This window comes from Klenkia sp. AC732, assembly GCF_979256525.1.
In genome coordinates this window covers 17,929-42,613 of record NZ_CEEDOS010000027.1, presented here as the reverse complement: position 1 = coordinate 42,613, position 24,685 = coordinate 17,929, and the positions used below count along the sequence as shown (strand labels likewise).

23 protein-coding genes are annotated in these 24,685 nt (G+C 74.0%); 10 read left to right on the top strand and 13 right to left on the bottom strand.

Annotated features, from left to right (window positions below):
- Position 1: 1 nt before the first annotated feature.
- Complete coding sequence (locus tag AC0IVP_RS14030) at positions 2 to 331, top strand: rhodanese-like domain-containing protein (protein ID WP_471757320.1); 330 nt, start codon at positions 2 to 4, stop codon at positions 329 to 331.
- A gap of 43 nt (positions 332 to 374) precedes the next feature.
- On the opposite strand, the gene AC0IVP_RS14025 is transcribed toward AC0IVP_RS14030, so the two are convergent.
- From AC0IVP_RS14025 to AC0IVP_RS14000, 6 genes are all read right to left on the bottom strand, one after another.
- Entirely contained in the window at positions 375 to 551 is a 177-nt protein-coding gene (locus tag AC0IVP_RS14025) for a DUF1059 domain-containing protein (RefSeq protein WP_082556574.1), read from the bottom strand.
- Between the two features lie 95 nt (positions 552 to 646).
- Positions 647 to 1,810, bottom strand: coding sequence for an EAL domain-containing protein (locus AC0IVP_RS14020; RefSeq protein WP_471757290.1), 1,164 nt, complete (start codon positions 1,808 to 1,810; stop codon positions 647 to 649).
- A 64-nt stretch (positions 1,811 to 1,874) separates the two neighbouring features.
- Entirely contained in the window at positions 1,875 to 3,173 is a 1,299-nt protein-coding gene (gene mptB, locus AC0IVP_RS14015) for a polyprenol phosphomannose-dependent alpha 1,6 mannosyltransferase MptB (protein ID WP_471757288.1), read from the bottom strand.
- A gap of 131 nt (positions 3,174 to 3,304) precedes the next feature.
- A complete protein-coding gene (locus AC0IVP_RS14010) occupies positions 3,305 to 4,117 on the bottom strand; it encodes a polyprenol monophosphomannose synthase (protein ID WP_471757286.1) in 813 nt (270 codons plus the stop codon).
- 114 nt (positions 4,118 to 4,231) lie between these two features.
- Positions 4,232 to 5,833, bottom strand: coding sequence for a long-chain fatty acid--CoA ligase (locus AC0IVP_RS14005; protein WP_471757284.1), 1,602 nt, complete (start codon positions 5,831 to 5,833; stop codon positions 4,232 to 4,234).
- Between the two features lie 67 nt (positions 5,834 to 5,900).
- Positions 5,901 to 7,091: a cytochrome P450 gene (locus AC0IVP_RS14000; RefSeq protein WP_471757282.1), complete on the bottom strand. Its 1,191-nt coding sequence runs from the start codon at positions 7,089 to 7,091 to the stop codon at positions 5,901 to 5,903.
- Between the two features lie 69 nt (positions 7,092 to 7,160).
- Between AC0IVP_RS14000 and AC0IVP_RS13995 the strand changes: the two genes are divergently transcribed.
- On the top strand, positions 7,161 to 8,114 hold the full coding sequence (locus AC0IVP_RS13995; protein WP_056290727.1) for a DUF5926 family protein: 954 nt from the start codon (positions 7,161 to 7,163) through the stop codon (positions 8,112 to 8,114).
- Here the strand turns inward: AC0IVP_RS13995 and AC0IVP_RS13990 are convergent.
- Entirely contained in the window at positions 8,101 to 9,195 is a 1,095-nt protein-coding gene (locus tag AC0IVP_RS13990; RefSeq protein WP_235564477.1) for a GGDEF domain-containing protein, read from the bottom strand. The genes AC0IVP_RS13995 and AC0IVP_RS13990 overlap by 14 nt on opposite strands.
- A 403-nt stretch (positions 9,196 to 9,598) precedes the next feature.
- Here AC0IVP_RS13990 and chvE point away from each other — a divergent pair, with 403 nt between their 5' ends.
- The 7 genes from chvE (at position 9,599) to araA (ending at position 18,886) form a co-directional block, all read left to right on the top strand.
- Complete coding sequence (chvE, locus tag AC0IVP_RS13985) at positions 9,599 to 10,753, top strand: multiple monosaccharide ABC transporter substrate-binding protein (RefSeq protein WP_056290723.1); 1,155 nt, start codon at positions 9,599 to 9,601, stop codon at positions 10,751 to 10,753.
- 180 nt (positions 10,754 to 10,933) lie between these two features.
- On the top strand, positions 10,934 to 12,472 hold the full coding sequence (gene mmsA / locus AC0IVP_RS13980; RefSeq protein WP_056290720.1) for a multiple monosaccharide ABC transporter ATP-binding protein: 1,539 nt from the start codon (positions 10,934 to 10,936) through the stop codon (positions 12,470 to 12,472).
- Entirely contained in the window at positions 12,469 to 13,734 is a 1,266-nt protein-coding gene (mmsB, locus tag AC0IVP_RS13975; RefSeq protein ID WP_056290717.1) for a multiple monosaccharide ABC transporter permease, read from the top strand. Before mmsA ends, mmsB begins: the two co-directional genes overlap by 4 nt.
- A gap of 94 nt (positions 13,735 to 13,828) precedes the next feature.
- Positions 13,829 to 14,821 carry a LacI family DNA-binding transcriptional regulator gene (locus tag AC0IVP_RS13970; RefSeq protein ID WP_471757280.1) on the top strand — a complete coding sequence of 331 codons (993 nt, stop codon included), beginning with the start codon at positions 13,829 to 13,831 and terminating at the stop codon, positions 14,819 to 14,821.
- A gap of 108 nt (positions 14,822 to 14,929) precedes the next feature.
- Positions 14,930 to 16,654, top strand: coding sequence for a ribulokinase (araB, locus tag AC0IVP_RS13965; RefSeq protein WP_471757278.1), 1,725 nt, complete (start codon positions 14,930 to 14,932; stop codon positions 16,652 to 16,654).
- The gene (locus tag AC0IVP_RS13960; RefSeq protein WP_082556572.1) at positions 16,638 to 17,384 is read left to right on the top strand and encodes an L-ribulose-5-phosphate 4-epimerase; all 747 of its coding nucleotides are present in this window, start codon (positions 16,638 to 16,640) and stop codon (positions 17,382 to 17,384) included. The genes araB and AC0IVP_RS13960 overlap by 17 nt, the downstream gene beginning before the upstream one ends.
- A 5-nt stretch (positions 17,385 to 17,389) precedes the next feature.
- A complete protein-coding gene (gene araA / locus AC0IVP_RS13955; protein WP_471757276.1) occupies positions 17,390 to 18,886 on the top strand; it encodes an L-arabinose isomerase in 1,497 nt (498 codons plus the stop codon).
- Between the two features lie 70 nt (positions 18,887 to 18,956).
- Here the strand turns inward: araA and AC0IVP_RS13950 are convergent, their stop codons facing one another.
- The 4 genes from AC0IVP_RS13950 to AC0IVP_RS13935 all read right to left on the bottom strand — a co-directional run bounded on the left by AC0IVP_RS13950 (position 18,957) and on the right by AC0IVP_RS13935 (position 22,201).
- Positions 18,957 to 19,712: a DUF4383 domain-containing protein gene (locus tag AC0IVP_RS13950; RefSeq protein ID WP_082556571.1), complete on the bottom strand. Its 756-nt coding sequence runs from the start codon at positions 19,710 to 19,712 to the stop codon at positions 18,957 to 18,959.
- Between the two features lie 76 nt (positions 19,713 to 19,788).
- Positions 19,789 to 20,418 (bottom strand): TetR/AcrR family transcriptional regulator, encoded by a 630-nt coding sequence (locus AC0IVP_RS13945; protein WP_471757274.1) that lies wholly within the window; start codon positions 20,416 to 20,418, stop codon positions 19,789 to 19,791.
- Positions 20,419 to 20,421: 3 nt separating this feature from the next.
- Positions 20,422 to 20,748, bottom strand: a complete 327-nt coding sequence (locus AC0IVP_RS13940; RefSeq protein WP_056290705.1) for a DMT family transporter — start codon at positions 20,746 to 20,748, stop codon at positions 20,422 to 20,424.
- Positions 20,749 to 20,968: 220 nt separating this feature from the next.
- Positions 20,969 to 22,201, bottom strand: a complete 1,233-nt coding sequence (locus AC0IVP_RS13935) for an arginine deiminase (protein ID WP_471757272.1) — start codon at positions 22,199 to 22,201, stop codon at positions 20,969 to 20,971.
- 57 nt (positions 22,202 to 22,258) lie between these two features.
- Here AC0IVP_RS13935 and AC0IVP_RS13930 point away from each other — a divergent pair, with 57 nt between their 5' ends.
- Positions 22,259 to 22,501, top strand: coding sequence for a hypothetical protein (locus tag AC0IVP_RS13930; RefSeq protein WP_471757270.1), 243 nt, complete (start codon positions 22,259 to 22,261; stop codon positions 22,499 to 22,501).
- A gap of 26 nt (positions 22,502 to 22,527) precedes the next feature.
- On the opposite strand, the gene AC0IVP_RS13925 is transcribed toward AC0IVP_RS13930, so the two are convergent.
- Positions 22,528 to 22,878 (bottom strand): STAS domain-containing protein, encoded by a 351-nt coding sequence (locus AC0IVP_RS13925; protein ID WP_056290695.1) that lies wholly within the window; start codon positions 22,876 to 22,878, stop codon positions 22,528 to 22,530.
- A 104-nt stretch (positions 22,879 to 22,982) separates the two neighbouring features.
- Positions 22,983 to 24,674, bottom strand: a complete 1,692-nt coding sequence (locus tag AC0IVP_RS13920) for an FAD-binding oxidoreductase (protein ID WP_471757268.1) — start codon at positions 24,672 to 24,674, stop codon at positions 22,983 to 22,985.
- Positions 24,675 to 24,685 lie beyond the last annotated feature (11 nt).

The following is a 24,685-nucleotide window of genomic DNA, read 5'->3' as shown; positions in this document are numbered from 1 at the left end:
GATGCCGCAGCAGGTCCCGACCGTGCCCGCCGCCGAGGTCCCCGCCGACGCCGTCGTGCTCGACGTCCGCGAGGACGACGAGTGGGTCGCCGGGCACATCGACGGGGCCACCCACATCCCGATGGGCGACGTCCCGGCCCGGCTCGACGAGCTGCCCGAGGGCGACCCGCTGTACGTGACCTGCCGTGGTGGCGGCCGGTCGGCCCCGGTCGCCGCCTGGCTGAACCAGAACGGCTACGAGGCCGTCAACGTGGGCGGCGGCATGGGCGAGTGGCAGGACGCCGGCCGCCCGATGGTCAGCGAGACCGGCAACGCCCCGCGCGTGGTCTGAGCGGAGGGCGGGGGCGCAGGTCTCCTGCGCCCCCGCCCTCCACTCAGCCGGCGACGGTGATCCGCGACCGGACCTGGGCGACCAGGGCCGGCGGGACCTCGGTCAGGCCGTGGTCGGCGCCGGCGTGCGCGGCGACCTGGGCCAGGATGCCGTCCTCGTCGGCGGCGCTGAACGTACGGCCGCAACCGGGGACGACGTCCCCACAGGCGAAGCTCTTCACGGTGTTCTCCTCGGGTCGGCACCGCGGCGCGGTGCTCGGGTCGTGCTGGTCTCGCGTGGGCTCCACGAGGGGGTCTGGGTCAGGCGGTGCAGGGGTCAGGCGGGGTCGCCGTCGTGCTGTTCGGCCAGCCGGGCGAGCAGGTGCTCGACGCGGACCAGGCCGACCACCGCGCCGACGTCGTCCACGCAGACGACGGGGTCGAAGCGGGTCTCCTCGGGTCGGGTGGCGACCCGGCGGGCCAGCTCGGCGGTCCCGGTGGAGGCCGGCACCCGCAGCGACACCGGCGCCGACCGGTGCCCGCCGGGGTCCTGGTCGCGGCGCCACGGGAGCAGCAGGGCGACCGGGTGGCCGTGGGCGTCGACCCGGACGGCGGTGCCGCGGCCGGTGGGAGCCCCCTCGACCGGCACCAGCTCGACCGGCTCCACGAGGCTGACGACGTTCTCCCGCAGCCGTCCACGCACGTGCACCTCGCGCAGCCGGGCGGCCACCGCGGGGTCCAGCGAGGACCACGGCGGCGCCGGGCGGCCCAGCAGGTACCCCTGGGCCAGCGGCACACCGAGCCGGGAGAAGGCCTCCATCTCGCCCCACGTCTCCACGCCCTCGGCGAGCAGCCAGGCGTCGATCCGGGCACCGAACTCGCCCAGCAGCTGGGCCAGTGCCAGCTTCACCGGGTCGCGGTCGGCGCCGTCGACCAGGGCCCGGTCCAGCTTGATCAGCTGCGGGCGGACGGCGGTGAGCTGCTGGAGGCCCGAGTACCCGGAGCCGGCGTCGTCCAGGGCGACCAGCGCGCCCCGGTCGCGCAGCCGGTCCTGCACGTCCAGCAGCGGCCGCAGGTCGGCGACGTCCTGGTGCTCGGTGAGCTCCAGGACCAGGGGTGCCAGGTCCCCGGCGGACAGCAGCAGGTCGGCCAGCTCGGGCTCGGTGAGCAGGTGCGGGCTGACGTTGACGGTGAGGAAGCAGTTGGGCGGCAGGTCCGCACGCAGGTCCAGGCACCGTCGGACGACGAGCGCCTCCACCCGGGCCCCCACCCCCGCGGCGTCGGCCGCGGCGAACCAGCGGTCCGGGGTGGCCGGGCTGGGACCGCCGTCGGCGTCCTGGAACCGGGCCAGGGTCTCGTAGCCGGCGACCACCCCGCGGGCGACGTCGACGATGGGCTGGAAGACCAGCTGCAGGGTCTCCGGTCGGGCGGCGAGCCGGTCCAGCTCGGCCGGCCAGTCCGGGTCCCGGACGGTCCCGGGTGTGCTGTCGAGCGCTGTCACGACCTCGTCGTCGGCCGCCCGGGGCGCACGCTCCAGCCGAACGCCCCGACCTGGCCCGATCGGGTCAGGCCCGCACCGCTGCCGGCACCCCCGGGCGGGTGTACCGGACCGCGCCGGCGGCGAGAGCGGCGGCGGCGGCAGCACAGACCAGCTGCGCCACCGGGCCCTCGGTCAGGGTGCCGGCCAGCGTCAGGTACGCGGAGAGGGCGACCAGCGCCCAGCGCGCCCGGGTGCTGCCGCCCGCGGCGACCGCCAGCGCGCCCCAGGCCAGGTACCAGGGGTAGAGCGCGGGCCCGCTCAGCGCGACGAGCACCAGCGCCACCCCGACCAGACCCGTGGCCTGCCGGGTGCCTGCGCCCGCCGCCCGCCACAGCACCAGGGTGGCCAGGACGACCCCGACCACGGCGACGACCAGACGTGCTGCACCCAGGGCGCCGTCCAGCCCGAGGGGGGGCACCACCTCGGCCAGTCCGTAGGCCAGCCAGGTGCTCGGCGCCGTCCCGTTGCGGACCTGCCCGGGCACGCCGAGGGCCTCCACCCAGCCCAGCGGGTGCGGGAGCAGCACCAGCACCAGCCCGGTCGTCAGCAGCGCGGACACGACCGTCGGGACGACGGGGCCCCGGGTGCGCACGACGCGCAGCAGCACGTACCCGGCCAGCACGGCCCCGGGGAGCTTGACGAAGGCGAGCAGCACCGCGACCGCCATCGCCGGGGCCACCCACCCGCGGCCGGCCAGCAGCACGACCGCGACCGCACCCAGCCCGATCAGCACGTCGACGTGGGCCCCGGCGACGACGTGCACCACGACCAGCGGGTTGGCCGCGGTCAGGGCGACGGCCAGCGCCCGGTCGCGGGGGTCGGCGACCCGCACCACCAGCGCGACCGCCGCCACCAGTGCCAGCACGGCCACCGCGCGCACCAGCAGCACGGCCAGTCGCTGGTCGGTGCCGGCCAGCTCGGCGACCCCGCGGAACAGGGCCACCTGCAGCGGTCCGTAGGGCGTCGGTGTCTGCCGCCAGAGCGGGTCGACCGCCGCGCCGAACGCGTCGTCCAGGGCGATCGGGAAGACCCGGTAGGGGTCCAGCCCCAGGTGGGCCAGCCGGCCGACCGCGGCGTAGCTGTTGACGTCCAGGCTGCCCACCGGACCGCCGGTGAGGAAGGGCGCGGCCGAGCCGGCGGCCAGCGCGAGCAGGGCCCGGGTGCCCGGACCCCGTCCGGTGCGGCGGGCCCGCACCAGGCGCAGCAGCAGCGCCCCCCAGCAGCCCGTCCAGGCCGTGGTCGCCAGCACCCCGGTCACCCGCCAGCCCAGCTGGTCGCCGGGCGCGCGCACCGGCCAGGCGCCCCACCAGTCCGGGAGGTCCACCAGCTGGGTGAGGCCGGCCTGGGCGCAGGACAGCGCGACGACCCACGGCAGCAGGAGACAGCCCGCCAGCAGCAGCGGGCCGGTGCCGACAGCCGCCCGCGGGCGCCGCGCGGCCCGGGCCGGGGCCGCGGTCAGGCCGCGCCGTCCAACTCGAGCCGGTCCGCCCGGCGGTGCCGGACCGGGACCGGCCGGACCCGCGTCGGCTCGCCCCGCAGCACCCGGGCCAGCTGGGCGGTCCGCTCGGCCACGGCCCAGCCGGTCACCCGGACCAGGGACTCACCGACGATCGAGCCGCTCATCTTGGAGGCGCCGCTGGTGCGCTCGACGAAGGTGATCGGCACCTCCGCCACCCGGCAGCCCGCCCGCAGCGCCCGCCACGCCAGGTCGATCTGGAAGCAGTACCCCTGGGAGGCCACCCGGGTCAGGTCCAGCTCCTCGAGCACCTCCCGCCGGAACGCCCGGTAGCCGCCCGTCACGTCGCGCAGCTGCAGGCCCAGCGCCCACCGCGCGTAGGCGCTGCCGCCCCGGGACAGCAGCCGGCGGTGCAGCGGCCAGTCCACCACCCGGCCGCCGGGCACCCAGCGCGAACCCAGCACCACGTCGGCACCGGTCAGCCCGTCCAGGAGGCGGGGCAGCTCCTCGGGCTGGTGGGAGCCGTCGGCGTCCATCTCGACCAGGACGTCGTAGCCCCGCTGCAGACCCCACGCGAAGCCGGCCAGGTAGGCGGCGCCCAGGCCGGCCTTCGCGCCGCGGTGCAGGACGTGCACGCGGGGGTCGAAGCGGGCCAGCCCGTCGGCGACCGCCCCGGTCCCGTCGGGGGACGCGTCGTCGACCACGAGGACGTCGGCGCCCGGGACGGCGTCCCGGATGCGGCGCACCACCCGTGGCAGCGACTCGCGTTCGTCGTAGGTGGGCAGCAGCACCAGCAGGCGTTCGTCGTCCACCCCGGCAGCGGACCAGCACGAGGTGAACGGCAGGCAGCGGCGCCGCGGTCTCCCGGGGGAGGACGGGGGTCCGGCGTGCGGGGGCGCTGTGACCTGCGCCCCCGCACGGTCCCGTCAGGAGGGCTGGTAGTCCGCGAACCGGCTGCGCAGGTCCTTCTTGGAGAACTTGCCGACGCTGGTCTTGGGCACCTCGTCGATGAACTCCACCGCCGAGGGGAGCCACCACTTGGCCACCAGCGGGGTCAGGTGCTCGATGACCTGCTCGGCGGTCAGCGTCTCGCCCTCCCGGACGACGACGCAGGCCAGCGGCCGCTCGTCCCACTTGGGGTCCGGGATGCCGATGACGGCGGCCTCCTTGACCGCCGGGTGGGCCATGATCGCGTTCTCCAGGTCCACCGAGCTGATCCACTCACCACCGGACTTGATCAGGTCCTTGGTGCGGTCGGCGATGCGGACCGACCCGCGGGCGTCGATCGCGGCCACGTCGCCGGTCTTCATCCAGCCGTCGGAGGTGGACAGCTCCACCCCGGCGTCGGGCCGGTAGTAGTCCTCCGCCGTGGTCGAGCCGCGGACCTGCAGCTCGCCGGTGGCGACGTCGTCCCAGGGCAGCTCGTCGGTGGTGCCGGCCTCCACGATGCGCACCTCGACGCCCATGAACGGCACGCCCGCCCGGGCCCGCCAGGTCGCCTTGTCCTCGTCGCTGCCGTCGAAGAGGTCGCGCGGCAGCCGGGAGGCCGTCGCCACCGGGTGGGTCTCGGTCATGCCCCAGGCCTGCAGGATCGGCAGCCCGATCTGCTCCCGGTAGGCCTCTGACAGCGCCTTGGGCACCGCGGACCCGCCGCAGCCGATGTCGCGCAGCCGGTGCTCGCGGCCGGCCAGCTCGGGCAGCACGCCCTGCCAGATCGTCGGGACGCCGGCGGTGAAGGTGACGCCCTCGTCCACGATCAGGTCCGCGAGCGCCTTGGGCTGCATCATCGGGCCGGGGAAGACCATCGCCGCACCCACCGACGGGCCGGCCTGCGCCAGGCCCCAGGCGTTGGCGTGGAACATCGGCACGACCGGCATGACCACGTCGGTCTCGCCCATCGAGAACACGTTGGGCTGCACCACCGCCATGGTGTGCAGCACGGTCGAGCGGTGGCTGTAGAGGACCCCCTTGGGGTTCCCGGTGGTGCCCGACGTGTAGCACATGCTGGCCGCGCGGTTCTCGTCCTCGACCCGGAAGTCGATCGGCTCGGCGGCGGCGATCAGGTCCTCGTAGAGGGAGACCCGGGGGTCGTCGGGGATCTCGTTGTCCCCGCCGTCGTCCATGACCACGACGTGCCGGACGGTGGTCATGGTGTCCACCAGCGGCCAGAACAGCGGCAGGACGGTGCGGTCGACGAAGACTGCCTCGTCCTCGGCGTGGTTGGCGATGTAGGTCAGCTGCTCGGGGAACAGCCGGATGTTCAGCGTGTGCAGCACGCGCCCGGTGCTCGGGACGGCGAAGTACAGCTCGAGGTGCCGCGCGGAGTTCCAGGCGAAGGTGCCCACCCGGCCGTCCGCGCTGATGCCCAGGGTGTCCAGGACCCCGCCGAGCTTGCGGGTGCGCACCGCCCACTCGGCGTACGTCGTCCGGACCGGGCCGGTGGGGGAGTTCGTGACGATCGGCTTGTGCCCGTGGTGGCGCTCCACGTACCGGAAGATGGAGTCGATCGTCAGGGGCGTCTGCTGCATGAGGCCGTCCATGGGCCGCATCGTGCCAGTGAGCGCGCTCACCATCTACTGGTGGGTAGCTCTCTGATCAGCGGTGCAGCACGATCGGCAGCTCGGCCAGCCCGCGGATCACGAACTCGGGACGGCGCCGCGGCGGTGCGGGCAGCTCGATCCGCGAGGTCCGGTCCAGCAGCGCGCTGAAGGAGGCCTGCAGCTCCACCCGGGCCAGCGGGGCGCCGATGCAGAAGTGCACGCCGGCGCCGAAGGAGATGTGCGGGTTCTCCGTCCGGCCGACGTCGAGCCGGTCGGGCTCGGCGAAGACCGCCGGGTCGTGGTTGCCGCTGCCCAGCAGCGCCGCGATCTTCTGCCCCCGCTGCACGGTGACCCCGCCGATCTCGACGTCGGCGGTGGCGGTGCGCTCGAAGAGCTGCAGCGGGGAGTCGAAGCGCATCAGCTCCTCGATCGCCGTCGGCAGCAGCGCCGGGTCCGCCCGCAGCCGGGCCAGCTCGCCGGGGTGCTGCAGCAGGGCCAGCAGGCCGTTGCCGGTGACGTTGACGGTGGCCTCGTGCCCGGCGTTGAGCAGCAGCACGCAGGTGGTGACCAGCTCGTCCTCGGTCAGCCGGTCGCCGTCGGCGTCCCGGGCGGTGACCAGGTGGGTGAGCAGGTCGTCGCCGGGGACGCGGCGCCGCTCGGCGGCCAGCCCGCGCAGGTACTCGACGAACTCGGCGGCCGCGGTCTCCGCGGCGTCCTCGACCTCGGTGGTGCGGCCGTACTCGTACATCTTCACGATCGCGTTGGACCAGGGCCGGAGCAGGTGCCGGTCGGCCTCGGGCACGCCCAGCAGCTCGGCGATGACGGCGACCGGCAGCTGCTCGGCCATCCCGGTGAACAGGTCCACCGGCGCGCTGCCCGCGGACTCCTCGACCATCCCGTCCACCAGCCGCCCGGCCAGCTCCTCGACCCACGGGCGCAGCCGCTCGACGTGGCCGCGGGCGAAGGCGGTGCTGATCAGCCGGCGCAGCCGGGTGTGGTCCGGCGGCTCCATCTCCAGGATCGCGTTGCGGTGCACCAGGTTGAACTGGCCGAACCGCTCGGCGGGCTCCCGGTCGGTCCAGATCCGGCCCAGCGCGCGGGTCCGCAGCACCGCGTTGGCCTCGGCGTGCCCGTAGGCCAGCCACATGCCCAGGCCCTCGTCCCACTGCACCGGCGCCACCGCGCGGGCTGCGGCGAACGCGGGATAGGGGTCGTCGACGAACGCGGGATCGGTCAGGTCGAGCACCCGGCGAGTGTGCACCTGCCCGGTCGGGGTCCGGCCGGTCGGCCCCCGGTCCCGCATAGGGTCGGGCGCATGGCCCGCACCGCACCCCGTCGTCGTCCCGCCGCCCCCGCCGGCTCCACCGCCCCCGCCGCCGACGGGGCGGTCAACCCCAAGGCGCCGTGCCCCTGCGGGTCGGGACGCAAGTACAAGCACTGCCACGGATCGGCCTACGCCCCCGTCGTCGCCCGCCCCTTCGAGGGTCTGGCCGGGGAGTGCGACTGGGTGGCGCTGCGCGAGCTGGTGCCCGCCGCCACCGCCGTGCTGACCACCACGGACGGCCGCACGGCCACCCTGGCCAGCGTGCTGCCCGGAGGCTCCCCGGGCCTGGTGCGGGCCAACGGCGAGGTGATGATCGGCGTCCAGCTGGCCGCCTCCTCCGACGACGTCAGCCGCGACCTGGGCACCGCACTGGCGGCCGCGCTCGACGCGCCGGCCGGCAACCCGGTCGACCCGGGCCCGATCGGCGCGGAGGGCTCGGCCGGTCCCCGGCTGCAGGAGCTGCTGGACCCGGCCGCCCCGCTGGAGGTCACCGTCCGCGAGGACTTCGGCTTCTGGCTCGAGGGCACCGGCGCCAACGCCGCCGCGCTGGCCGGGCTCGAACGCGCCAACGAGGCGATCATCCCGACCGTGCGGCTCGAGGGGCTCGAGGCCGCCTACTGGTGCCGGCCGGCCACCGACCGGGCGCACGTGCGCTGGGTGCGCCCCGAGCCCGAGGAGCAGCTGCTGGACGCGCTGGCCCGTCTCGGCGCCGCCGAGCAGCTGTCGCTGGGGGAGGGCACCAAGTACGCCGGGGCCTTCCGCGCGCACGGCCTCGTCGTCCCGGTGTGGGACGTGCCGGCCGAGACGCCGGCCGCCGACTGGGCCGAGCCGGCTGCGCAGCTGCAGACCCGGCTGGAGGCGGCGCTGGCCGTCACCGACCCGCTGACCACCGACGAGCGCCGGTCGCGCGCCGGGCTGCTGTCCCGGCAGGTCACCCTCCGCTGACGGCGACGCCCCGGGGGCCCGCGACCCCGACCCGGTCGCGGCCCCCGCGCTTGGCCTCGTAGAGGGCGGCGTCGGCGGCGGCGTAGAGCGGCCGCAGGCCGGCGGCGTGCCCGGGGGAGTGCGCGACCCCGATGCTGACGGTGAGCGGCAGGAGGGCGCCGTCGGCCAGGGGCAGCGGGGCCGCCCGGACGGCGGTCAGCAGCTCGTGGGCACGACGTTCGGCGACCTCGGGCGGGCAGCCGGGCAGCAGGACGGCGAGCTCGTCGCCGCCCATCCGGCTGACCACGGCGTCGCTGTCGCGGACCGCGCTGCGCAGGACCTCCCCGAGGTGGCGCAGCGCGTCGTCGCCGACCGGGTGGCCCAGCCGGTCGTTGACCGACTTGAAGGAGTCGACGTCGACGAGCACCAGGGCCGTGCCCTGTCCGGCGACGGCGGACAGGGCGCTGGCCAGCGCGTCGTCGAGGACCCGGCGGGTGACCAGTCCGGTGAGCGGGTCGACGGCGGCCTGCCGGCGCAGGGCGCCCACGAGCTCCTCCTGCCGGTCCCCGGCGTGCACGAGCAGCGCGGTGGCCAGGCCCAGGGTGCAGGCGACGAAGACGACGTCGGGCACGGCCCGGCCCAGCGGTTCCAGCGAGGTGACCACGGCGGTGTGGGCGACCGCAGCGACGACCCCGACGGTCCAGGCGCCCACCCCGCGCAGCTGCGAGGCCGCCCACAGCGTGGGCAGGACGACGAAGACCTGCGCCGCCGCGGAGGTGTCCGCGGTGAACGCGTTGAGCCCGCAGACCAGCAGCGCGCCGCCGGTGGGGACGATGGTGAACAGCCCGGAGCGGTCGACGGCGACGGGGTCGGCCCGGCGCAGCAGTGCGGCGGCGATCGACAGCACGACGACGACGGCCCAGGTGCCGTTGCGCTCGGCCGGGGTGTCGGTGGCGGGGTCGGTGACGGAGAAGACGGCCAGGACCACCGCGGCGGCCACCAGCACGGCGGTCGCGGTGCGGGCGGCGAGCAGGGGGTCCCGCGCGCCGGTGCCGCGGCGCAGCGCGGCCCGGGTGGGCAGGGTGGGCTTCCGGTGGGCCACGGCGCGGGTCTCTCCTCGTGGGGGGCGGCACGGCCGTGGTTTGACCGGTGTACGTCGTCAGCAGGTGGTTCGACCGGTCCCCGACGGTCCTGCAGCCGGGCCGGGTCCGGGACCCCCGTCGGGGTGAGTGGGGTCCGTCGGCGGGGTGTGGCCCGAGTGATCCCGAACACAACCGTCTGTCTGCGTTCCGCTGCGAACACCCAGGGCGACGGCGCCCGGATCAGCCCGTTCGCCCCGCCGTCGGGTTACAGGCGGCCGTCTCCATCGTTACGAGAACGTGACGCTTTGCTGCGGTCCGCCTCTTGACGGGACCCGCTTGTTAACGCTCACAATGTGAGCGCTCGCACAGCGGGCCTGAGCGCCTGATCAACGGCGGGCAGAAGTTCTCGAAGAGGAGACACGAGTGAGCAACAAGCTCCGGTTGACCGCCCTGGGCGCCGCACTGGCGTTCGGCCTGACCGCGTGCGGCGGCGGTGGCGCCGGCGGTGGCGGCGACGACACGGCTGACGCCGACGCCGGCGACCTCACGATCGGCGTCTCGATGCCGACCCAGACCTCCGAGCGTTGGATCGCCGACGGCGACAACGTGAAGTCCCAGCTCGAGGACGCCGGCTACAACGTCGAGCTGCAGTACGCCAACGACGACATCCCCACCCAGTCCCAGCAGGTCGACCAGATGATCACCGAGGGCGTCGACGTCCTGATCATCGCGGCCGTCGACGGCACCGCGCTGGCGCCGCAGCTGGAGAACGCCGCCGCCGAGGGCATCGAGGTCATCGCCTACGACCGCCTCATCCGCGACAGCGAGAACGTCGACTTCTACGTCACGTTCGACAACTTCTCCGTCGGCGTGGCCCAGGCCAATGCCCTGCTGACCGGCCTCGGCCTGCAGACCGCCGACGGCGGCGCCGGCACCGCGACCGGCCCGTTCAACGTCGAGCTGTTCGCCGGCTCGCTGGACGACAACAACGCCACCTTCTTCTTCGACGGTGCGATGTCGATCCTGCAGCCGCTGATCGACGACGGCACGCTCGTCGTCCCCTCGGGTCAGACGTCGATCGAGCAGGCCGCCACCCTCCGTTGGGACCAGGCCACCGCCCAGGCGCGCATGGACACCCTGCTGACCGGCACGTACAACGACGGCACCGTGCTCAACGGCGTCCTGTCGCCCTACGACGGCATCTCGCGCGGCATCATCACCGCCCTGCAGAACACCGGCTACGGCCCGGACCTGGCCTCCACGCCGCGTCCGCTCCCCGTGGTCACCGGTCAGGACGCCGAGATCGCCTCGGTCAAGCTGATCAACGACGGTGTGCAGAGCTCGACCATCTTCAAGGACACCCGCAACCTGGCCGAGCAGGCCGTGGCTGCGGCGACCGCGTTCCTCGAGGACGGCGAGCCGGAGGCCAACGACACCGAGACCTACGACAACGGCGTCAAGGTGGTCCCGTCCTACCTGCTGCCCGTCGAGACGGTCTACGCCGACGACATCGCGTCGGTCCTGGTGGACTCGGGTTACTACACCGAGGCCGAGGTCGAGGCCGGCCAGGCCGACTGACCCACCCCGCAGACCCGGTCGGGTCCGGCAGCGCAGGCTGCCGGACCCGACCGGCACCACGCGGCACCGTCGCGGTCACCCCCGGGTGGCCGCGACGGGCACCACCCGGCGTCCCCCAGGGGGCGCCCTCTGCACGAGCACAGCAGCAGTCCGGCACCACCGAGTGAGACGACGGAGTCCATGGCCGACCACATCCTCGAGATGCGCTCCATCACCAAGACGTTCCCCGGGGTCAAGGCCCTCTCCGACGTCACCCTGGCGGTGTCGCGCGGCGAGGTCCACGCCATCTGCGGGGAGAACGGCGCCGGCAAGTCGACGCTGATGAAGGTCCTGTCCGGGGTCTACCCGGCGGGTGAGTACGAGGGCGAGATCGTCTTCGACGGGCAGGTCTGCTCGTTCAGCGGCATCCGCGACTCCGAGCACGCGGGCATCGTGATCATCCACCAGGAGCTCGCCCTGGTGCCCTACCTCTCGATCGCCGAGAACATCTTCCTGGGCAGCGAGAAGCGCGGCCGGTTCGGTCTCATCGACTGGAACCTGGCCAACGCCGAGGCGGGCAAGCTGCTGCGCGAGGTCGGCCTCGACGAGAGCCCCACCACCCCGGTCGGCACGCTCGGGGTCGGCAAGCAGCAGCTGGTGGAGATCGCCAAGGCGCTGTCCAAGGACGTGAAGCTGCTCATCCTGGACGAGCCCACCGCTGCGCTGAACGACACCGACTCCGCGCACCTGCTCGGGCTGATCCGCGGCCTCAAGGACCGCGGGATCACCTCGATCATCATCTCGCACAAGCTCAACGAGATCGACGCGATCGCCGACCACACCACGATCATCCGGGACGGCCAGACGGTCGAGACCCTGGACATGGCCGACCCCACCGTCGACGTCGACCGGATCATCCGGCTGATGGTCGGTCGCGCCCTGGACTCCTACTACCCCGAGCGCGAGTCGCACCCGGGCGAGGAGGTCCTGCGGGTCGAGGACTGGACGGTCAAGCACCCCAGCCAGGACCGCCTCGTCGTCGACCACGCCAGCTTCGACGTGCGGGCCGGCGAGGTCGTCGGCATCGCCGGGCTCATGGGCGCCGGGCGCACCGAGCTGGCGATGAGCGTCTTCGGCCGCTCCTACGGCACCTACGTCGACGGCCGGGTCTTCATGTACGGCAAGGAGGTCAAGGCGCGCAACGTCGCCGAGGCCATCGACGCCGGCATCGCCTACGCCACCGAGGACCGGAAGAAGTACGGCCTCAACCTCATCGACGACATCGCCCGCAACAACTCGGCCGCCGCCCTGGACAAGCTGTCCACCCGGGGCTTCGTGGACGCCAACGAGGAGGCCAAGGCGGCCGAGGAGGGGCGCCGGTCGATGAACATCAAGGCGCCCACGGTGAAGTCGATCGTCGGCAAGCTCTCCGGTGGCAACCAGCAGAAGGTCGTGCTGTCCAAGTGGCTGCTCACCGACCCCGACGTGCTGATCCTCGACGAGCCCACCCGCGGCATCGACGTCGGCGCCAAGTACGAGATCTACACGATCATCAACAAGCTGGTCGCCGCCGGGAAGGCCGTGGTGGTCATCTCCTCCGAGCTGCCCGAGCTGCTCGGCATCTGTGACCGCGTCTACACCCTCTCGGCCGGCCGCATCACCGGGCAGATGCCCGTGGCCGAAGCCACCCAGGAACGCCTCATGACCCTCATGACCCAGGAGAAGGAGCTCGTCGGATGACCCAGACCGTCGGTCCGACGTCGGAGCCCGAGGCCTCGTCGGCCACGCAGGCCAAGGACGTCGCCCCTGCCGCAGCGTTGGGCGTCGGCACCAGCGACGTCCGCGCCCTGCTGACCCGGAACCTCCGGACCAGCGGCATCTACATCGCGTTCGTCGTGGTGGTCGCGCTCTTCGCGATCCTGACCGGGGGCACCTCGCTGTCCCCGGGCAACATCACGAACATCGTCCTGCAGTACTCCTACATCCTGATCCTCGCGATCGGGATGGTCATCGTGATCATCGCCGGGCACATCGACCTCTCGGTCGGGTCCGTCGTGGCGGTCACCGGGGCCGTGTCGGCCGTGCTGGTCATCCGCCAGGACCAGCCCTGGTGGGTCGGCGTCCTCGCCGCCCTGGCCACCGGCCTGCTGATCGGTGCCTGGCACGGGTTCTGGGTCGCCTACGTCGGCATCCCGGCGTTCATCGTGACCCTCGCCGGCATGCTGCTGTTCCGCGGTCTGACCCTGCAGGTGCTGGACAACGTCTCGCTGTCCCCCTTCACCTCGGAGTACAGCAAGATCGCCTCCGGCTTCCTCAACGGCCTGCTCGGCGGCAACGGCTTCGACGCCTTCACGCTGCTGGTCTTCGGCGTCGCCGTGGCGGCCTACGCGGTCAGCCAGTACCGCACCCGCATCGCCCGGGTCCGCTACGGCCAGACCGTGCCGTCGTTCCCGCTCTTCGTGGCCCAGATCGTCATCGTCGCCGCGGTCGTCATGGCCTTCGCCTACCAGCTGGCCACCGCCCGCGGTCTGCCGATCGTGCTGATCATCCTGGCCGCGCTGATCATGGTCTACGGCGTCGTCACCAAGCGGACCGTCTTCGGCCGCCAGGTCTACGCGATCGGCGGCAACCTGGCCGCCGCGACGCTCTCGGGCGTCAAGGTCAAGGCCGTCAACTTCTGGATCTTCGTCAACATGGGCTTCCTGGCCGCCGTGGCCGGGGTCGTGTTCTCGTCCCGGTCCAACGGTGCCCAGCCCGGCGCCGGCAACAGCTTCGAGCTGGACGCCATCGCCGCGGCCTTCATCGGTGGCGCCGCCGTCACCGGCGGTGTGGGCACGGTCGTGGGCGCCATGGTCGGTGGTCTGCTCGTCGGTGTCATGAGCAACGGCATGCAGCTCATGGGCGTGGACCAGTCGATCCAGTCGATGGTCAAGGGCATGGTCCTGCTGCTGGCCGTCGCCTTCGACGTCTACAACAAGCGCCGCGCCGGCTCCGCACGCTGACCGGGAGCTGACGGGGCGGACCGGACGGGGAGCCAGGGTGTCGACGGAGACAGCCGGGACCGCTCCCGCGGGGCACGCGACACGGGCACTGGTCATGTCCGACGTCGCGGCCCGTGCGGGGGTCTCCCACCAGACCGTCTCGCGGGTGGTCAACGGCCACCCCAACGTCGCGGCGATGACCCGGGAACGGGTGCAGCGGGCGATCGCGGAGCTGGGCTACCGGCCCAACACCGCGGCCCGCGCACTCGTCACCGGGTCCTCCCGGACGATCGGGCTGGTCACGATCAACGTGAACCAGTACGGCCCGGCACAGACCCTCATCGGGTTGGAGGAGGCCGCCCGCGCGGCGGGCTACTCCCTCTCGGTGGCGATCCTGGACGCCGGGGAGTTCGCCGACATGCGGGACGCGGTCGACCGCTTCGTCGCCCAGTCCGTGGACGCCGTCGTCGTGCACACCGCGAGCTTCCAGGCGGTCGAGGCGCTGCGGGAGCTGGACCCCCCGGTGCCCCTGGTCGCCGTGCAGATGGGGGCCGAGGAGGTCCGCCCGACCGTCACCGTCGGGCAGGAGGCCGGTGCCCGGCTGGCGGTGGCCCACCTGCTCGGACTGGGCCACGGCACCGTGCACCACCTGGCCGGGCCGGCCTACTCGCTGGAGGCCCAGCGGCGGGTGCAGGGCTGGCGGTGCGAGCTGCTGGCTGCCGGTGCGCCGGTCCCCGAGCTGCTGCACGGGGACTGGTGGCCGGGGTCCGGCCACCGCACGGGGCGGCTGCTGGCCCAGCGCATCCGGGACGGCGAGGACGTCACAGCCGTCTTCGTGGGCAACGACCAGATGGCCCTGGGGCTGATGGTCGCCCTGCACGAGGAGGGCCTCGACGTGCCCGGCGACGTGTCCGTGGTCGGCTTCGACGACGTGCCCGAGGCGCCCTACTTCAGCCCGCCGCTGACCACGGTGCGCCAGGACTTCGCCGAGCTGGGACGCCGCGGGGTCGAGCTGGTGCTGGCCAAGCTGGCCGGTCGCGACACCCTGCCCGACCAGGTCCCACCGGTGCTCGTGGTGCGTGGCTCGACCGGTCCCGTCCGGGGCTGAGCGGGACTCCCCCGCAGGGGTGTGGCCCACCGCACTTGTGTTAGCGCTAACATGCGTCGACTGCAGGACGACGTGGACGTCGGACCGCACCCGCACACAGGAGGACAGATGGCTGACCAGCACGTCGTCGGAGTCGACTACGGCACCCTCTCGGGACGCGCTGTCGTCGTCCGGGTGTCCGACGGGGCCGAGCTGGCCAGCGCGACGCACCCTTACCCGCACGCCGTCCTCGAGCGCACCCTCCCCGGCACCGGGGAGAAGCTGCCGCCGGACTGGGCGCTGCAGGTCCCCGCGGACTACGTCGACGTGCTGAAGACGGCGGTGCCCCAGGCGCTGGCCGCCAGCGGCGTCGACCCCGCGTCGGTCATCGGCATCGCCACCGACTTCACCGCCTGCACGATGGTGCCCACGCTCGCCGACGGCACCCCGCTGTGCGAGGTCCCCGAGTTCGCCGACCGCAAGCACGCCTTCGTGAAGCTGTGGAAGCACCACGCCGCCCAGCCGCACGCCGACCGGATCAACGCCCTGGCCGCCGAGCGCGGGGAGGCCTGGCTGCCCCGCTACGGCGGTCTCATCTCCAGCGAGTGGGAGTTCGCCAAGGGCCTGCAGCTGCTGGAGGAGGACCCGGAGGTCTACGCGGCCACCGCCCGCTGGGTCGAGGCCGCCGACTGGATCGTCTGGCAGCTGTGCGGCACCTACGTCCGCAACGCCTGCACCGCCGGCTACAAGGGCATCCGCCAGGACGGCGAGTACCCCTCGCGGGAGTTCCTGGCCGCGCTGAACCCCGACTTCGCCGACTTCGTCGCCGACAAGCTGGACCAGCCCATCGGCCAGCTGGGCGAGCGGGCCGGCGGCCTGACCGCCGAGGCCGCCCGCTGGACCGGCCTGCCCGAGGGCATCGCGGTCGCCGTCGGCAACGTCGACGCGCACGTCACCGCACCGGCCGCCCGGGCCACCGAGCCCGGCCAGATGCTCGCGGTCATGGGCACCTCGACCTGCCACGTCATGAACGGGGACACCCTGGCCGACGTGCCGGGCATGTGCGGCGTCGTCGACGGCGGCATCATCGCCGGGCTCTACGGCTACGAGGCCGGCCAGAGCGGCGTCGGGGACATCTTCGGCTGGTTCGTCGACACCGCCGTCCCGCCGGCCTACGTGCAGGCCGCCGCCGAGCGCGGCATCTCGGTGCACCAGCACCTCACCGAGCTGGCCCAGGAGCAGCAGGTCGGCGAGCACGGGCTCATCGCGCTGGACTGGCACGGCGGCAACCGCTCCGTCCTGGTCGACGCCGAGCTCTCCGGGGTCGTCGTCGGCCAGACGCTGGCCACCCGTCCCGAGGACACCTACCGCGCGCTGCTGGAGGCCACCGCCTTCGGCACCCGCACGATCATCGAGTCCTTCGAGTCCAGCGGCGTGCCGGTCACCGAGCTCGTGGTCGCCGGCGGCCTGCTGAAGAACGCCTTCCTCATGCAGACCTACGCCGACGTCTGCCGCCGCCCGCTGTCGGTCATCGACTCCGAGCAGGGCCCGGCACTGGGCTCGGCCATCCACGCCGCCGTCGCCGCCGGGGCCCACCCCGACGTGCCGGCCGCCGCCGCCGTCATGGGCAAGGTGCTGCGCGGGGTCTACACGCCCGACCCCGAGCGGGCCGACGCCTACGACGCCCTGTTCGCCGAGTACACGCTGCTGCACGACCACTTCGGTCGCGGTGGCAACGACGTGCTGCACCGGCTGCGGGCCATCCGCCGGGCGGCGTCCGCCCGCCCGGCCGCCGCCGTCACCGAGCCCGAGACCCCCGCGATGGAGGAGCGTCCCGATGTGTTCAGCGTGTGACACCCCCGCGACCGATCCGGTCGAGGGCGCGACGCCCACCCGGCTGACCGTCCGTGCGGCGGCCCGCTCCGAGCAGGGCACCCACCGTGCCCAGCGCGAGCACGTGGCGGCCCTGCACGACCTGCTGGTCACCAACGCCCTGGTCACCTGGACCGCCGGCAACGTCAGCGAGCGGGTCCCCGGTGAGGACCTCTTCGTCATCAAGGGCAGCGGCGTCGAGTACGACGAGCTGACCTGGGAGGGCATCACGGTCTGCGACCTGGACGGGAAGACCGTCGACGGCGTCCGGGCCCCCTCCAGCGACACCGACGCGCACGCCTACGTCTACCGCGCCATGCCCGAGGTCAACGGCCAGGTGCACACCCACAGCACCTACGCCGCCGCGTGGGCCGCCCGCGCCGAGCCGGTGCCCTGCGTGCTGACCGCGATGGCCGACGAGTTCGGCGGGCCCATCCCGATCGGGCCCTTCGCGCTGATCGGCGACGACTCGATCGGCCGCGGCATCGTCGACACCCTCGCCGGCCACCGCTCCAAGGCCGTCTTCATGCAGAACCACGGGGTGTTCACCATCGGGAAGAGCGCCAAGGCGGCGGTCAAGGCCGCCGTCATGGCCGAGGACGTCGCCCGCACCGTGCACATCTCCCGGCAGCTCGGCGAGCCGGTCCCGATCCCCCAGGCCGACATCGACGCGCTCTACGAGCGCTACCAGAACGTCTACGGACAGAAGTGAGCGAGATGAGCACCCCTTCGATCTGGTTCCTCACCGGCAGTCAGGACCTGTACGGCGAGGAGACCCTCCAGCAGGTCGCCGAGCAGTCCCAGCGCGTCGCCGCCACCCTCGACGGCGCCACCGCCGTCCCGGTGCCGGTCGTGTGGAAGCCGGTCCTCAAGGACTCGGCCGCCATCCGCCAGGCGATGGGCGCGGCCAACGAGGACCCCTCCTGCATCGGTGTCGTCACCTGGATGCACACGTTCTCCCCGGCCAAGATGTGGATCGCCGGCCTGGACGCGCTGCGCAAGCCGCTGCTGCACCTGCACACCCAGGCCGACGCCGCCCTGCCCTGGGGCACGATCGACATGGACTTCATGAACCTCAACCAGGCCGCCCACGGCGACCGGGAGTTCGGGTTCGCCCTCACCCGCCTCAAGGTCCCGCGCACCACGGTGTCCGGGCACGCCTCGAACCCGGCCGTGCAGACCCGGGTCGGTGGCTGGGCCCGCGCCGCGCTCGGCATCGCCGAGGCCCGGACGCTGCGGCTGGCCCGCTTCGGGGACAACATGCGCAACGTCGCCGTCACCGAGGGCGACAAGGTCGAGGCCGAGCTGCGGGTCGGCGTCTCGGTGAACACCTACGGGGTCAACGACCTGGTCGACGTCGTCGGGCAGGTGACCGACGCGCAGATCGACGCGCTGGTCGCCGAGTACCTGGACTCCTACGTCGTCGCCGAGGACCTGCGCCCCGGCGGGGACCGGCACGACAGCGTCCGCGAGGCCGCCCGCATCGAGGCCGGTCTGCGCTCCTTCCTCGTCGACGGTGGCTTCAAGGCCTTCACGTCGAACTTCGAGGACCTCGGCGGGCTGCGCCAGCTCCCCGGCCTGGCCGTCCAGCGGCTGATGGCCGAGGGGTACGGCTTCGGCGGCGAGGGCGACTGGAAGACCTCCGCGCTGCTGCGCATCCTCAAGGTCGTCGGCGGTGACCGGCCCGGTGGCACGTCCTTCATGGAGGACTACACCTACGACCTGTCCTCGGAGACGCCGAAGATCCTGGGCGCCCACATGCTGGAGGTGTGCCCCTCGATCTCGGGGGAGCAGCCCCGCCTGGAGGTCCACCCGCTGGGCATCGGCGGCCGCGAGGACCCGGCCCGGCTGGTCTTCACCGCGGCGTCCGCGCCCGGTGTCGTCGTCGGCTGGGCGGACCTGGGCGACCGGTTCCGCTGGGTGGCCAACGAGATCGACGTCGTCGCGCCCTCCGCGCCCCTGCCGAACCTGCCGGTCGCGCACGCGGTCTGGGAGCCCAAGCCGGACTTCTCGACGTCGACCGAGGGCTGGCTGACCGCCGGGGCCCCGCACCACACGGTGCTGTCCACCCAGGTGACGACCGACGAGCTCACCGTGCTGGCCGAGGCCTTCAGCACCGAGCTGGTGGTCATCGACGAGGCGACCACCCGCCGCAGCCTGGCGCAGGAGCTGCGCTGGTCGGCGGCCTACCACCGGCTGGCGAACGGCATCTAGGCCGCAGCGCCACCCACAGACGCCACGGGGCGGGCCGGATGACCGGCCCGCCCCGTGCGCTGTGCTGGGGCTAGCGCCCGGAGTCCGCCATCCAGACCCGACGACGCTCGGTCTTGGTGCGCACCCGGCCCATGGCCTGGACCCGACGGGTCTGCTCAGGGGTGGCCCGGTGCTCGGTCACGGCCAGCTCGGCCTCCCGCATCTCCCGCTCGGCCCGGCGCTCGGCCGGGGTCGCCGGCGGGAGCTCGGGCTCCTCGTCGGCGTCGCCCTCCCGGCTGCCCGCGGTGTGCAGGTGGTACGGGTTGTCGGCCGGGAGGTTGCCGCTGACCCGTCCGTAGAGGCCCAGGGTGAGCAGCACGATGCCGGCGACGATCGAGAAGATGACGTTGGCCATCGAGAAGGCGAGCACGTTCAACGAGCTGTTCAGCACGAAGAGGTGCCAGAACGCCGACAGCAGGAACGCGGCACCGAAGCCGATCATCACCACTCCGGCCTGGCGCCCGCCGCGCAGAGCCGAGGCGATGAGCACGGCGGCGGTGAGCAGCGAGATGGTGGACAGCAGGCCGTTGCTGGACAGGCCGACGACGTTGCCGCCGTCGGTGGAGAAGTAGTCCAGGCCGCCGATCAGGCCCAGCAGGCCGAACACCGCCAGCACGGCGGCGACGGCGAAGGCGCCGACCCGGTGCACGACCTTGACCTTGCGGGCGGTGGGGGTGTCGGCGCGGTCCTCGTCGGCGTACCGGGTGGCGCCGCTCTGGTCGGGTCGCTGCGGGTCGACCGACGCCGGAGGGGCGGGGGTGCGGGTGGAACGGTCCTTGGTGCTCATGGCGCGAGGCCCTTCTGCGCTCGAGGTCTGAACGTCCCGCGCCGACTACCCGTCTCACACCGTCGGTAACCGCCGCTTACGCCGTTGGGGGCGCCACGTCCGGGTGACCGTGGTCGCGCAGCAGGTCGGCCACCGCCGCCTCGGCCGTCGCGCGGGCGTCGCCGTCGCCGTCGCCTTCGACCAGAGCGGAGACCGCGCTGCCGTCGAACACCGCCACCAGGCGGGCCAGGGGCACCGCCGGGGCCGCGCTGCGGTCGAGCGCCTCGGCCACCAGCTCGTCCAGGCGTCGACGGGTCGCGGCGAGCACGGGGCGGACCCCGGGGTGTCGCCCGCTGGCCAGGAACCGCTGGTAGAAAGCCAGCACGTCCGCGTCGGTGCGCCGGTCGGGGCCCAGCAGCACGTCGCCGACCAGGGCCGCCGTCGAGGTGGCCGACCGGGGCTCGCGGGTGAGCTCCTGGACCAGGGCCGTGGTGCGCCGGGTCTCCCGCTCGCCCAGCTCGGTGAACGCCGCCACCAGCAGCTCCCCGAGGTCGCGGGAGTAGTACGTGGTGGCCGCCAGCGGCACGCCGGCCGCCGCCGCGACCCGGCGGTGGGAGACGGCGTCCGGGCCCTCGTCCGCGACCAGGTCGGCGGCCGCGGTGACGATGGCTGCCCGCCGCGCACCGCCCTTGGGGGTGGCCTGGGGTGTGGCCCTCGGGGTGCGCACGGCTCAGTGCGCCGCGGAGGGCGCCAGGTTCAGCCCGACGACGCCGGCGATGATCAGCAGGATGGACAGGATCCGCACCGTGCCCACCGGGTCGCCGAGCACGGCCATCCCGACGACCGCGGTGCCGGCGGCACCGATGCCGGTCCACACCGCGTAGGCGCTCCCGACCGGGAGCGTGCGCAGCGCGATGGTCAGCAGCGTGAAGCTGATCCCGGCGCAGACGACGAAGGAGACGGTCCACCAGAGCCGGCTGAACCCCTCGGAGTTCTTCAGCGAGACGGCGAACGCCGTCTCGAACGCGCCGGCGACGATGACGAGTGCCCAGGCCACGGGGTTCCTCCAGGGGGTCGTGCTCGGTCGGCGGCCGGTCGGGTGCCCCGACGCTCGGCCACCCGAGTGGTACGACCGTACCAAACCGGTACGGTCGTACCACTCGCCGCGTCGTCCGACGCGAGTGACACGTCAGCGTGGACGTCGGCTCGTCACGTCCACGCTCACGTGCCACTCGATACCGACCGGCGGTGGCGGCCGGCGGGCGGGGGGTGCGGGGTCAGGGGGCCGCCGGCAGCGGGTCCCGGACGACCGGGCAGCTCATGCAGCGCGGACCGCCACGGCCGCTGCCCAGCTCGGACCCGGCGATCCGGACGACCTCGATGCCGGCAGCCTCCAGGGCCGCGTTGGTGACGGTGTTCCGCTCGTAGGCCACCGCCAGGCGCGGTGCCAGGGCCAGGGTGTTGTTGCCGTCGTCCCACTGCTCCCGCTCGGCGGTCACCGGGTCCAGGCCGGTGTCGATCACCCGCAGTCGCTCGATCCCCATCGAGGTCGCCGCGGCGGTCAGCAGCGGCTCGGGCCCGGTGACCCGCAGCTCGGTGCTGTCGGCGTCGTCGGGGAGCTGCTCGCCGGCGGTGACGGTCCAGGCGACCAGGTGGTCGGCGAGGGCGGGGTACATGACCACCGCGTCGACGTCGACCATCGTGCAGATCGTGTCCAGGTGCATGGTGGCCCGCTCCTGCGGCACCGGGACGACCAGCACGGTGTGCGCCAGGCCGCGGGCGAACGCGCGCCGGGCCAGCCGCTCGGCACCGCCGGCGGTGGTCCGCTCACCGACGCCCACGGCCAGCACGCCCGGGGCCAGCGCGAGGACGTCACCGCCCTCGAGGTGCTCGAGCGAGGAGTCGTAGAGCTGCTCGGCGCCGGCGAAGCGCGGGTGGTGGCTGTAGACGGCCCGGGTGATCGTGGACTCCCGGTGCCGGGCCGGCATGGCCAGCGAGGTGACGGCGACCTGACCGCCGACCCACACCGAGGAGTCCCGGGTGAAGAGCAGGTTGGGCAGCGGCGGGACGACGAAGTCCCCGCGGGTCATCAGCTCGAAGGCCAGCCCGCGGCCACCGGGCAGCTCGTCGTGCGCCAGGCCCGCGATGAGGACGGCGGCCAGGTCGTCGGGGGCCAGGCCCGCGAGGTGGTCGACGGTGACGTGCCGCAGGGTCGCGCCCAGCCGGGGGTCGTCGACGGCGGAGGCGATGAGCTCCTCGCGGGCCGTCGGCACGGCCATGACGTCGGCCAGCAGCCGGTCCAGGTGCAGCACCTCGACGTCGCGGGTGCGCAGGGCCTCGGCGAACGCGTCGTGCTCCTCCTGGGCGCGGGCCACCCAGGGCACGCCGTCGAAGAGCAGCTGGTCGTTGTTGCGCGGGGTGAGCCGGCGCAGCTCGGCGCCCGGGCGGTGCAGCACGACGGTGCGCAGCCGGCCCACCTCGCTGGTGACCTGGGGGAGGGGTGCGCTCATGGGGAGAGAGCCTGGCGGCTGCACCCCCCCGCGGTCCAGCCGGGGGAGACTGTCCCGGTGACCGACCCGCGCGTCCCCGCCGAGCCCTCGTCCGGGCAGCCCACCTGGTTCGTCGTCGTGCTGGGACTGGGGCTGGCGGTGCTGGTCGCCGCGCTGTGCTTCTTCGCCCTGCAGGCGCTGGGTGCCGACCAGGTCGGGGGCGGGTTCGTGCTGGTGATCGCCCTGCTGTCGGCCGTGGTCGGTGGGTTCGCCGCCCGCACCGTCGCGGCGTTGCTCCCGCCGGTGTCCCGCCGGGACTGACCCGGCCGGTGGGGCCGGGTGCGGGGTCAGGCCGGCGCGGCGGGGGCCGGCACCGAGCGGAACACCCGGTTGAGGCCGGTCTGGTTCAGCAGCAGGCGCAGCGACGTCGGCGGGTCGATCAGCTCCAGCTCGCCGCCGGCACGCTTCTGCTTGCGGGCCAGGTGGACCATCAGCTCCAGGCCCGCCGAGCTCATGAAGGTGACCCCGCGGGCGTCGACCCGGGCCGGCCACTGCGACGGGCGGACGGTCACCCGGAAGTGCCGGACGACGTCCTTGTCGATCTCGCCGGTGACGACGATCAGCGACCCGTCCTCCGACAGCGTGATGGAACCGTGCTCGGGAGCCGTGGACTCGACGTTCTCAGCAGGCTCGGTCATGCCCGTCTGTGTACACCCAGCGGGCCCCGCCCAAACCCCCGGTCCCGCCGGGTCGGTGCAGGTCACCGTGGGTGTGTGGGTCCCCACCGGCGGGTGGTGGGCGGTCACCCGGGCAGCAGCACGCCCGGGTTGCAGATGCCGCGGGGGTCCAACCGGTCCTTGACCGCACGCAGCACGTCGACGCCCAGCGCGCCCACCTCCTGCTCCATCCACGGCCGGTGGTCGGCGCCGACGGCGTGGTGGTGGGTCAGCGTGCCGCCGGCGGCCAGCAGCGCGTCGGTGGCGGCCCGCTTGGCGCCCAGCCACTGCTGCAGCGGGAGGGCGTCGTCCCGGTCGGCGAGCACGGTCACGTAGAGCGAGGCGCCGGTGGCGTAGCCGTGCGAGAGGTGGGTCATCACCAGCGGCCGGGATTCCCGGCCGCCCAGGGAGTCCCGCAGTGCCCGCCGGACCGCGTCGTAGACCGTGGGCAGCGCCGACCAGGTCGCCGCCGTCTCCAGGGTCTCGACCAGCAGGCCGTGGTCGAGCAGCTGGTCGCGCAGGTAGGGGGCGGAGAAGCGGCCGGCCCGCCACGCCTCGCCGACCCGGGTGCCCAGCCGCGAGGCACCGTCCTCGCGCAGCAGGGACGACGCCGCCCGCTTCCGGGCCGCCACGATGGTGGGCAGCCCCTCCCAGCCCAGCACCAGCAGGCAGCCCTCGCCGTGCCGGCGGGCCCGCAGCGCGCCGCGCAGCGCGCGGGCGCCGGCCGAGGAGGACAGCAGCAGGTTGGCGCGGGTCTCGTCGGGGTCGCTGAGCCGGACGACGTCGGGCAGCAGGTCGTGCCGGGCCAGCCGCTGCAGGGCGGCGAGCCCGGCGGCCCAGCTGCGGGTGGACCAGCCCTCGTACTCGGTGGTGCGCGGGGTGGGCCGGACCCGCAGGCGCAGCTCGGTGATGACGCCCAGGGAGCCCTCGGAGCCCAGCGCCAGGCCCAGCAGGTCGGGGCCGGCGGCCGAGGCGGGCGGGCTGCCCAGCTCGAGCACGCCCACCGGGGTGGCCAGGGTGAGCCCGGCCACCAGGTCGTCGAACCGGCCCACGCCGGTCGAGGACTGGCCGGCCGAGCGGGTGGCGGCGTACCCGCCGAGGGTGGCGAACTCCCAGCTCTGCGGAAGGTGGCCCAGGGTCAGCCCGTCGGTGCTCAGCGCCTCCTCCAGGGCCGGTCCCCGCATGCCCGGGCCGACGGTGACCAGCGAGGAGGGCACGTCCAGGGCCTTGACCGCCGACATCCGGCCCAGGTCGACCACGACGACGGGGCGGTCGTCGGCGTCCGCGCCGGACAGCCCACCGACCACGCTGGTCCCCCCGCCGAAGGGCACCACGACGACGCCGTGGGCGCTGCACAGGGCGAGCACGGCGGCGGTCTGCTCGGTGTCCGCCGGGGTGAGGACGGCGTCGGGGGCGTCGGAGGCGTCGCCGGAGCGGCGACGGACCAGGTCCAGGTAGCTCTTGCCGCCGGTGCGCCGCAGCCGGGACTCCCGGTCGTCGCGGACGTTCTCCGCGCCCAGCAGACCGACCAGCGCGACCCGCACGTCCTCCGGCAGCCGGGACGCCGCCAGCGCGATGTCGGCGACCGGGACCGGCGGGGTGTGCCGCGGCGTCCAGCCCAGCTCGCGGGCCAGGTGCTTGCGGGCGGCCTTGGGCAGCGCCTGCTTGAGCGAGGCGTCCGCGGTCAGCTCCAGCCGGTCGCCGCCGTCGGCCACGTGCGCGACGCGGGAGCCGGCGGGGCCCCAGCCCTGGATGGTCAGTTCCGGCTGTGCGCTCACCGGGACAGTCT

What these genes read in the sequence shown, in the direction of transcription:
- AC0IVP_RS13970 (WP_471757280.1), top strand. Translation starts at nt 13,829, where the DNA reads ATGTCCGACGTCGCGGCCCGTGCGGGGGTCTCCCACCAGACCGTCTCG.
- araA (WP_471757276.1), top strand. Translation starts at nt 17,390, where the DNA reads ATGAGCACCCCTTCGATCTGGTTCCTCACCGGCAGTCAGGACCTGTAC.
- AC0IVP_RS13935 (WP_471757272.1), bottom strand. Translation starts at nt 22,201, where the DNA reads ATGAGCGCACCCCTCCCCCAGGTCACCAGCGAGGTGGGCCGGCTGCGC.
- araB (WP_471757278.1), top strand. Translation starts at nt 14,930, where the DNA reads ATGGCTGACCAGCACGTCGTCGGAGTCGACTACGGCACCCTCTCGGGA.
- AC0IVP_RS13950 (WP_082556571.1), bottom strand. Translation starts at nt 19,712, where the DNA reads ATGAGCACCAAGGACCGTTCCACCCGCACCCCCGCCCCTCCGGCGTCG.
- mmsA (WP_056290720.1), top strand. Translation starts at nt 10,934, where the DNA reads ATGGCCGACCACATCCTCGAGATGCGCTCCATCACCAAGACGTTCCCC.
- AC0IVP_RS13995 (WP_056290727.1), top strand. Translation starts at nt 7,161, where the DNA reads ATGGCCCGCACCGCACCCCGTCGTCGTCCCGCCGCCCCCGCCGGCTCC.
- mmsB (WP_056290717.1), top strand. Translation starts at nt 12,469, where the DNA reads ATGACCCAGACCGTCGGTCCGACGTCGGAGCCCGAGGCCTCGTCGGCC.
- AC0IVP_RS14030 (WP_471757320.1), top strand. Translation starts at nt 2, where the DNA reads ATGCCGCAGCAGGTCCCGACCGTGCCCGCCGCCGAGGTCCCCGCCGAC.
- AC0IVP_RS14005 (WP_471757284.1), bottom strand. Translation starts at nt 5,833, where the DNA reads ATGCAGCAGACGCCCCTGACGATCGACTCCATCTTCCGGTACGTGGAG.
- AC0IVP_RS13960 (WP_082556572.1), top strand. Translation starts at nt 16,638, where the DNA reads ATGTGTTCAGCGTGTGACACCCCCGCGACCGATCCGGTCGAGGGCGCG.
- AC0IVP_RS13925 (WP_056290695.1), bottom strand. Translation starts at nt 22,878, where the DNA reads ATGACCGAGCCTGCTGAGAACGTCGAGTCCACGGCTCCCGAGCACGGT.